Consider the following 8,412-nt stretch of genomic DNA (forward strand, 5'->3'; position numbering starts at 1 on the left):
ACCCACCAGTTCGAGACCCCCGCCTTCGAAGAAACGGCCCCCACCCATGTTCGATGATCTCCAGGACCTCAGCGGCACGTTCAGCACCACCGACGTCATCGTCTGTCTGGCGCTGTCGTTCGCGCTCAGCATGATGACCGGCTTCGTCTACCGGGCCACCCACCGCAACGTCTCCTACAGCCAGTCGTTCGTGCAGACGCTGGTGATCGTCGGGATGATCGTGGCGCTCATCCTGCTGGTGGTGGGCTCCAACCTGGCCCGCGCCTTCTCGCTGGTGGGCGCGCTGTCGGTGGTGCGGTTCAGGAACGCCATCAAGGAGACCAGGGACGTCGGCTTCATCTTCCTGGTGATGGGCCTCGGCATGGCCTGCGGCGCCCGCTTCTACACGCTGGCGCTCATCGGCGGCATCACCGTCTGCGCGGTGATCCTGGTGATGCACCGGTTCAACGTGTTCCACCTCAACGTGCAGCGGCAGGTGGTCAAGGCGCAGGTGCCGGCGGGTGAGGACCACACGGCGGGGATCGAGGACGTGCTGATCCGGTACACCACCGAGTTCGAGCTGGTCAGCACGGAGTCGATACGCGGCGGCGCGTTGGCCGAGCTGTGTTACACGGTCCGGATGAAGAAGGGCGTCGCACCGGCCCAGTTGGTCGCGGCCGTCCAGGAACGCACCGCGGGCCAGCGGGTCTCGGTGCTGACCGGTTACGACCAGACGGACCTGTGATGGCCGGGCGACGGCTGCGGCACCGGGTGCCCGTCCGGCTGCGGCAGCACTGGCGGCCGGCGGCGGCGTTGGTCGGCGCGCTGGGGGTGACGCTGACGTTCTTCGGGGACGTGAGGGTCACCGCCGTCGTGACCAGCGCGTCGGACGGCGAGGGCGACCGGATCACGGAGGACATCGCCGGGGCGGTCGACCTGTACGACTCCTCGGTCGCCCACTCGATCCAACTGGAGTACGACGAGGACGACTTCGCCGAGCTGATGGCGTCCTTCGAGGGGGACGGCGAGAAGGAGTACATCGAGGCCGACCTGACCGTCGACGGCACCTTCATCGAGAGCGTGGGTATCCGGCTCAAGGGCAACTCCACGTTGTCCTCGCTCTCGGGGGGCGGCCCCGGCGGCCCCGGCGGCGCGGAGGGCATGCGGGGCGACCTGGTGATCTGCGGCCCGGGACCGGGCGGCGAGATGCCGTCGGAGGGCGACGAGGAAGGCCCCGTGATCGCCGGTCCCGCCGGCGGGGGGATGGTGACCCTGTCGGCCGACCGGCCGGAGGAACTGCCCTGGCTGATCAGGATCGACGAGTACATCGAGGGTCGCGCCTACCAGGGCCACCAGGAGATCTCGGTCCGGCCGGGCAGTGGCGCCGACGTGCCGCTGAACGAGGCGCTGTCCCTCTCCCTGATGGCCGAGTCCGACCAGCCGGCCGAGCGGTTCGCGTTCTCCTCCTTCGCGGTCAACAACCGGCCGGCCACCACCCGTCTGGTGGTGGAGAACCCGAGCGCCGGCTACGCGACCGCGCTGGGCGACGACGGCGTGCTCTACAAGTCGCGGGCCAGCAGCCGGTTCAGCTACCGGGGGGACGATCCGACCGAGTACCAGGACGACTTCAAGCAGCTGAACAAGAGGGGCAGCCAGGACCTCCAGCCGGTGATCGACCTCATCCGGTGGGTCGAGGAGTCCTCGGACGAGGAGTTCGCGGCCGAGCTGGCCGACCACGTGAACGTCGACTCGTTCGCGCGCTACGTGGCCACCCAGGACCTGCTGGGCAACTTCGACGACATGTCGGGCCCCGGGAGCAACTACCTGCTCTGGTACGACCTTTCCAGCCGCACGTTCGAGGTGCTCGGCTGGGACTTCAACCTGGCGTTCAGCGGCATGGGCATGGGCATGGGCATGGGCATGGGCGGCGCCGAGGGACCACCGGAGGGTATGGAGCTGCCGGAGGGGATGGAACCGCCCGAGGGGATGGAACCGCCCGACGGCCTGACGACGCCCGAGGGCACCGAGGAGACCGCGGAGTGCGGGCCGCCCCCCGGCGGCGAGGGCGGCGAGGGCGACGAGGGATCGCCGGGTGAGGGCGGCCCCGAGGACGGGGCGGAGAGCCGCATGATGGCCGGGAACGCCCTCAAGGAGCGGTTCCTGGAGTCCGACGCCTTCGACGAGGTCTACGCGGACGCCCGCGGCGAGCTCCACGACGCCTTCTACGGCTCGGGCGCCGCGTTCGACATCCTCGACGAGCTCGTCGAGCGGGCCGAGGACGCCGGCGCAGACGCCGACGAGCTCGCCGCCGCGGCCGACACCCTGCGGGAGAACGTGACCACGCAGGCCGGGTCGGAGACCGAGGAGGAGGCCGCGGTCACCCGCTGAGCAGCAGCAACACCAGCGGCGCCGCGACGGCCAGCACCCAGCCGGCGCGGCGCAGCATGGCCCGGGCGGCGCGGAACTCCCGCTCGGCGTCGGACGGTTCGGCCAGATCGGACCAGAGCATGGGACCAGGCTGACAGGGAAGGCCCGCCGGCGCCTGAGTACCCGTACTCAGATCCGGACCGAAACCGAAACCGGGACCGAAACCGGGGCCGGCTCAGGACGGCCAGAAGCTGGTCCGCCACGCGTCGGGACCCGGCGTCGGGAGGCGCCGCGGCACGGTGCGGGCCGGGTGCGACCAGGCGGACGCCGGCCGTGGCCCGTCGGCGGTCGCGGCCGCCTCGGCGGCGGCCGCGGCGGCCCGCGCCTGCACCACCGCCACGGCGGCGGCCAGCTCCTCGGGCGTGGGGTTGCCCCGCACCACCCTGATCCGCTCCGGCGTCCCGTTCATGAACCCACCTCTCACAGCGGAATGTTCCCGTGCTTCTTCGGCGGCAGCCGGTCCCGCTTGGTGCGCAGCGCGCGCAGCCCGCGGATCACGTGCCGCCGGGTCTCGGACGGCTCGATCACCGCGTCGACGTAGCCGCGCTCGGCGGCCGCGTACGGGTTGAGCAGCGCCGCCTCGTACTCCGCGGTCAACCGGGCCCTGGTGGTCTCCCGCTCCTCCTCGGACTCCAGCGCCGCGAGCGTGCGCCGGTGCAGGATGTTGACCGCGCCCTGGGCGCCCATCACGGCGATCTGCGCCGTGGGCCAGGCCAGGTTGAGGTCCGCGCCGAGGTGCTTGGAGCCCATCACGTCGTAGGCGCCGCCGAACGCCTTGCGGGTGATCACGGTGACCAGCGGCACGGTGGCCTCGGCATAGGCGTAGATCAGCTTGGCGCCGCGCCGGATGATGCCGTTGTACTCCTGGTCGGTGCCGGGCAGGAAGCCGGGCACGTCGACGAAGGTCAGCACCGGCAGGTTGAACGCGTCGCAGGTGCGGACGAAGCGGGCGGCCTTCTCGGAGGCGTTGATGTCGAGGCAACCGGCGAACTGCATCGGCTGGTTGGCGACCACGCCCACCGGGACGCCCTCGACCCGGCCGAAGCCGGTGATGACGTTGGGCGCGAACATCGCCTGCGTCTCCAGGAACTCCCCGTCGTCCAGCACGTGTTCGATCGCGTGGTGCATGTCGTAGGGCTGGTTGTCGGAGTCCGGGATCAGCGCGTCCAGCTCGCGGTCCTCGTCGGTGGTCGCCAACTCCCCGTCGTCGAGTCGCTGTTCGTAGGCGGGCGGCTCGGAGAGGTTGTTGGACGGCAGATAGGAGAGGAGCGCTTTGACGTACTCGATGGCGTCCTTCTCGTCCCCGGCCATGTGGTGCGCGACCCCGGAGCGCGTGTTGTGGGTGCGCGCCCCGCCCAGGTCCTCGAAGCCGACGTCCTCGCCGGTGACGGTCCTGATCACGTCGGGCCCGGTGATGAACATGTGCGAGGTCTTGTCGACCATCACCGTGAAGTCGGTGATGGCCGGCGAGTAGACGGCGCCGCCCGCGCAGGGGCCGACGATCAGCGAGATCTGCGGCACGACGCCCGAGGCGTGCACGTTGCGGCGGAAGATCTCCGCGAAGAGCCCGAGCGCCACCACGCCCTCCTGGATCCGCGCGCCGCCCCCGTCGTTGATGCCCACGATCGGGCAGCCGGTACGCAGCGCGAAGTCCATCACCTTGACGATCTTCTCGCCGTAGACCTCGCCGAGGGAGCCGCCGAAGACGGTGAAGTCCTGCGAGTAGACGCAGACCGGGCGGCCGTCCACGGTGCCGTAGCCGGTGACCACGCCGTCGCCGTAGGGGCGGTTGTGCTCGATGCCGAAGTTGGTCGAGCGGTGCCGGGCGAACTCGTCGAGCTCGGTGAACGACCCCTCGTCGAGGAGCAGTTCGATGCGCTCCCGGGCCGTCAGCTTCCCCTTGGCGTGCTGCTTCTCCACGGCGCGCGCCGAGCCGGCGTTGACGGCCTCCGCGTTCCGCCGCCTGAGGTCGGCGATCTTCCCCGCGGTGGTGTGGATGTCCTCGGGCACCGGCATGGCTCCTCGTCCTCGGGTGGCTACCGAACAGCTACCGCTCCGTAGGGTAACGGCGGCCAGGTGGATCGGCCCGTGCGGCGTCCGCCACACACGTGCCGAGTCGCCGCCGCCCGTCCGACGCTCCCCCGGACGGGCCGCATAGATTGTCGGCATGACTCCCCAGGAGAGCCGCTGGTCCGACCTGGACCGCCCGCCGTTGCGCGTCTCGCCGCTGCGCACCGCCCTGATCTGGCCGGACGGCCTGTGGACCCGGATCGACGTGGTCGAGCGGACCGGCTCGACCAACGCCGACCTCGCCGACGCCGCGCGCGCCGGCCGGGCCGCGCCCGGCACCGTGCTGATCGCCGAGGAACAGACGCGCGGCCGCGGCCGGCTGGGCCGCGGCTGGACGGCACCGGCACGATCCGGCCTCTTCTTCTCGGTGCTGCTCGACCCGGAGCGGGACGGGGTCCCGGCACACCGGCTGACCTGGCTGCCGCTGCTCGCCGGGGTGGCCGCGGCGACGGCGGTCTCCCGGGTCGGCGGCGTGGACACGGCGCTCAAGTGGCCCAACGACCTGCTGGTCCCGGTGGACGGCGAGGACCGGAAGCTGGGCGGGATCCTGGCCGAGCGGGTGTCGGGCGACGACGGGACGGTGGTGCTCGGCATCGGCCTCAACGTCTCGCTGCGCGCCGAAGAGCTGCCGGTGCCGACCGCCGGTTCGCTGCGGTTGGCGAACGCGATCACCACGGACCGGGACCCGCTGCTGCGGGCGGTGCTCCGCTCGTTGGCCGACTGGTACCGGCGCTGGGCCGAGGCCGGCGGCGACCCGGCGGGCAGTGGTCTCGACGCCGCCTACACGGCCGGCTGCGCCACGCTCGGCCGGCAGGTGCGGGCCGAACTCCCGGGCGGCGGCGAGCTGCGCGGCGAGGCGGTGGCGTTGGACGGCGACGGGCGGCTGGTCATCGAGTCGGCCGGATCTCGCCAGCCGGTGGCGGCCGCGGACATCATCCACCTCCGTGCGACGTGACATAGGGCACACCTGCCGTAGGGTTGGGGCCGTGAGAACGCGCGAAGGGCTCGACGGGCGCGGTGCGGGCGAGGGCGGTGACCGTGTCCGAGTCTGATCCGGGAAGGCCCGAGCCCACCGCCGCCGGCGGCGACCCGGCGGAGGACGAGGAGAACAGCGTCGCGCTGCGGGTGGAGGCACTGATCATCGGTGCCGAGCGGCAGTACACCCCGTTCCAGGCCGCCAGGGCGGCCGGCGTCCCGCTCGATCTCGCGTCCAGGTTCTGGCGGGCGATGGGCTTTCCCGACGTCGGCCAGGCGCGGGCGCTGACCGAGGCCGACGTGCTGGCGCTGCGGCGCCTCGCCGGTCTCGTGGAGGCGGGGCTGCTCAGCGAGTCGATGGCGGTCCAGGTGGCCAGGTCGACCGGGCAGACCACGGCCCGGCTCGCCGACTGGCAGATCGACTCGTTCCTCGAGGGCCTCACCGAGCCGCCGGAGCCGGGGATGACCAGGAGCGAGGTGGCGTACCCGCTGGTCGAGCTGTTGCTGCCGGAGCTCCAGGAGTTCCTGGTCTACGTGTGGCGGCGGCAGTTGGCGGCCGCCACCGGCCGGGTGGTGCAGGCCCAGGACGACGCGGAGATGGTGGACCGTAGGCTGGCGATCGGCTTCGCCGACCTGGTGGGCTTCACCCGGCTGACCAGGCGGCTCGAGGAGGAGCAGCTGGGCGAGCTGGTCGAGGCGTTCGAGACCACGGCGGCCGACCAGATCGCGGCCGAGGGCGGGCGGCTGATCAAGACGCTGGGCGACGAGGTGCTGTTCGCCGCCGACGACCCCGGCCTGGCGGCCGACATCGGGCTGCGCCTCGTGGAGACCCTGGGCGACGACCCGATGATGCCGGAGCTGCGGGTGGGCATCGCGTTCGGCACCGTGACGACCCGGATGGGCGACGTCTTCGGCAACACGGTGAACCTGGCGAGCCGGCTGACGTCGATAGCGCCCAAGGACATGGTGCTGGTGGACGGCGTGATGCGCGAGGAACTGACCGGGGCCGGCCTCGCCCCCCAGTCGGAGAAGGCCGCCGACACGGCCGACGGCCGGTCCGCCGGCTACCGCTTCGCCCTCCAACCCCTCTACCAGCGCCCGGTGCGCGGCCTCGGCATCATCGAGCCGTGGCTCCTGAGCCGGCGCGGCGAGACTTCGTAGCCGCCGACCGCTGCCTTCTCGTGGCCGGCCGGCCGGATAATGCCGGCCATGAGCGATGGAACGGTGACCCAGCGGTATGGCGAGTGGGTGTCGGTGCGGATCGACGAGGCGGCGCACGTCGCGGAGTTGACGCTCGACCGGACGGCCGCGATGAACGCGCTGTCGACCGAGCTGGCGTGGCGGCTCACCGCCGCCTGCGCCGATCTGTCGGCCGACCGGCGGGTGCGGGCCGTGGCGTTGGCGTCCAGCCACGACCGGGCGTTCTGCGTCGGAGCCGACCTCAAGGAGCGCAACGGCCTGTCGGACGCGGAGTTCGGCCGGCACCGGACGGTGCTGCGGGCCGCGTTCACGGCGGTGCTCGACCTGCCCGTGCCGGCCGTCGCCGCGGTGCGCGGCTTCGCGCTGGGCGGCGGCTTCGAGCTCGCGCTCTCCTGCGACCTGATCGTGGCCGACCCGACGGCGGTGGTGGGCCTGCCCGAGGTGACCGTCGGCGTGATCCCGGGCGGGGGCGGCACCCAGCTGCTGCCGCGCCGGGTGGGCGCGGCCAGGGCGGCCGAGCTGATCTTCACGGGACGTCGGGTGGCGGCGGCCGAGGCGCGGGAGCTCGGCCTGGTCGACGTGCTGACCGAGGACGGCCGGGCCGGCGACGAGGCGCTGGCGCTGGCCCGCGCCATCGCCGTCAACTCGCCGGTGGGGCTGCGGGCGGCCAAGCGCGCGCTGCGCACCGGCTCGGGGCTCGACCTGCGCTCCGGTCTGGAGGTCGAGGACGCGGCCTGGCGCACCGTGGCCTTCTCGCTCGACCGGAAGGAGGGCGTGGCGGCTTTCAACGAGAAGCGCACCCCGGACTGGCCAGGGGAGTGAAGGGCTAGCGTAACGACCCAAAGCGCCCCGAACGCCCATAGCCTGGGCGTATGGGTGAGGAGAGCCGGCTGCGGGCCGTGGTGGAGCTCGCGCAGCGGATGGCCGCGGCCCAGGCGCTGCCGGAGGTCGCGGACGCCGCCGCCGAGGGGGCGCGGCGGGCGTTGGGTGGTGACTTCGCCGCGCTGTCGGCGTGGGAGCGGGAGCGCGGTCGGCTGCGGGTGCTCGTCAACGCCGGGGAGCTGGCGCCCGGCGAGGAGGCGTTCCCGGCGGACGAGTCGTATCCGGTGCACGACTTCCCGGAGATCACGGAGTTCCTGCACGAGCGGTGGACCCGGGGCGCCGAGCCCCGGGCCTGGGTGGAGACGGCGGACGGGCCGCGCGGCAGCCGGCGGGTGGCCGTGCTGCGCCGGCGGGGGCGGGGCAGCTGCGTGGTGGCGCCCATCGTGCTGCACGGGCGGGCCTGGGGGGAGCTGTACGTGGCGCGGGCCAGGGGCGCGGCGGTCTTCGATCGGGAGGACGCGGACTTCGCCTCGGTGCTCGCCTCGGTGATCGCGGCCGGTCTGGTGCAGTACGAGCGGCTCGCGGAGGCGCGGCGGCTGGCGTTCACCGACCCGCTGACCGGCCTCGCCAACCGCAGGGCGGTGGAGATACGCCTGGACGAGGCGCTGGAGCGGCACCGTGCCACCGGGGAGGTGGTGAGCCTGGTGGTCTGCGACGTGAACGGTCTGAAGAAGGTCAACGACACCTTCGGGCACGCGGTGGGGGACCGGCTTCTCGAACGGTTCGGCTCGGTGCTCTCGCGGTGCGGCGCGGCGTTGCCCGGCGCGCTGGCGGCGCGGCTCGGCGGGGACGAGTTCTGTCTGCTGGCGGTGGGGGTCGGCGCCGAGGCGGTGGAGCGGGCGGCCGGCGAGGTGTGCCGGCGGGCGGCCGAGCTGGAGC

Annotated in this window: 9 protein-coding genes; 6 read left to right on the plus strand and 3 right to left on the minus strand. The window is 72.8% G+C overall.

The window, feature by feature from the left end; translation table 11 throughout:
• The first annotated feature begins 46 nt into the window (after positions 1–46).
• Both E1283_RS26510 and E1283_RS26515 read left to right on the plus strand, forming a co-directional pair.
• Positions 47–724: a DUF4956 domain-containing protein gene (locus E1283_RS26510; protein WP_132820676.1), complete on the plus strand. Its 678-nt coding sequence runs from the start codon at positions 47–49 to the stop codon at positions 722–724.
• Positions 724–2,367: a CotH kinase family protein gene (locus E1283_RS26515; protein ID WP_132820677.1), complete on the plus strand. Its 1,644-nt coding sequence runs from the start codon at positions 724–726 to the stop codon at positions 2,365–2,367. The genes E1283_RS26510 and E1283_RS26515 overlap by 1 nt, the downstream gene beginning before the upstream one ends.
• Here E1283_RS26515 and mmpB read toward each other — a convergent pair.
• The 3 genes from mmpB to E1283_RS26525 all read right to left on the minus strand — a co-directional run bounded on the left by mmpB (position 2,357) and on the right by E1283_RS26525 (position 4,422).
• Positions 2,357–2,488, minus strand: a complete 132-nt coding sequence (gene mmpB / locus E1283_RS39520; RefSeq protein ID WP_279571294.1) for a morphogenic membrane protein MmpB — start codon at positions 2,486–2,488, stop codon at positions 2,357–2,359. The genes E1283_RS26515 and mmpB overlap by 11 nt on opposite strands.
• A 93-nt stretch (positions 2,489–2,581) precedes the next feature.
• Positions 2,582–2,815 (minus strand): acyl-CoA carboxylase subunit epsilon, encoded by a 234-nt coding sequence (locus E1283_RS26520; RefSeq protein WP_132820678.1) that lies wholly within the window; start codon positions 2,813–2,815, stop codon positions 2,582–2,584.
• A gap of 11 nt (positions 2,816–2,826) precedes the next feature.
• Entirely contained in the window at positions 2,827–4,422 is a 1,596-nt protein-coding gene (locus E1283_RS26525; protein WP_132820679.1) for an acyl-CoA carboxylase subunit beta, read from the minus strand.
• Positions 4,423–4,573: 151 nt separating this feature from the next.
• Between E1283_RS26525 and E1283_RS26530 the strand changes: the two genes are divergently transcribed.
• The 4 genes from E1283_RS26530 to E1283_RS26545 form a co-directional block, all read left to right on the plus strand.
• Positions 4,574–5,431, plus strand: coding sequence for a biotin--[acetyl-CoA-carboxylase] ligase (locus E1283_RS26530; RefSeq protein WP_132820680.1), 858 nt, complete (start codon positions 4,574–4,576; stop codon positions 5,429–5,431).
• Between the two features lie 77 nt (positions 5,432–5,508).
• The gene (locus tag E1283_RS26535) at positions 5,509–6,612 is read left to right on the plus strand and encodes an adenylate/guanylate cyclase domain-containing protein (protein WP_425086233.1); all 1,104 of its coding nucleotides are present in this window, start codon (positions 5,509–5,511) and stop codon (positions 6,610–6,612) included.
• Positions 6,613–6,660: 48 nt separating this feature from the next.
• Positions 6,661–7,473, plus strand: a complete 813-nt coding sequence (locus E1283_RS26540) for an enoyl-CoA hydratase/isomerase family protein (RefSeq protein WP_132820682.1) — start codon at positions 6,661–6,663, stop codon at positions 7,471–7,473.
• Positions 7,474–7,523: 50 nt separating this feature from the next.
• The coding region (locus tag E1283_RS26545; protein WP_132820683.1) for a GGDEF domain-containing protein at positions 7,524–8,412 on the plus strand (889 nt) is incomplete at its 3' end.

Origin of the sequence: Streptomyces hainanensis, from assembly GCF_004348415.1 — a bacterium.
GTDB lineage: Bacteria > Actinomycetota > Actinomycetes > Streptomycetales > Streptomycetaceae > Streptomyces > Streptomyces hainanensis.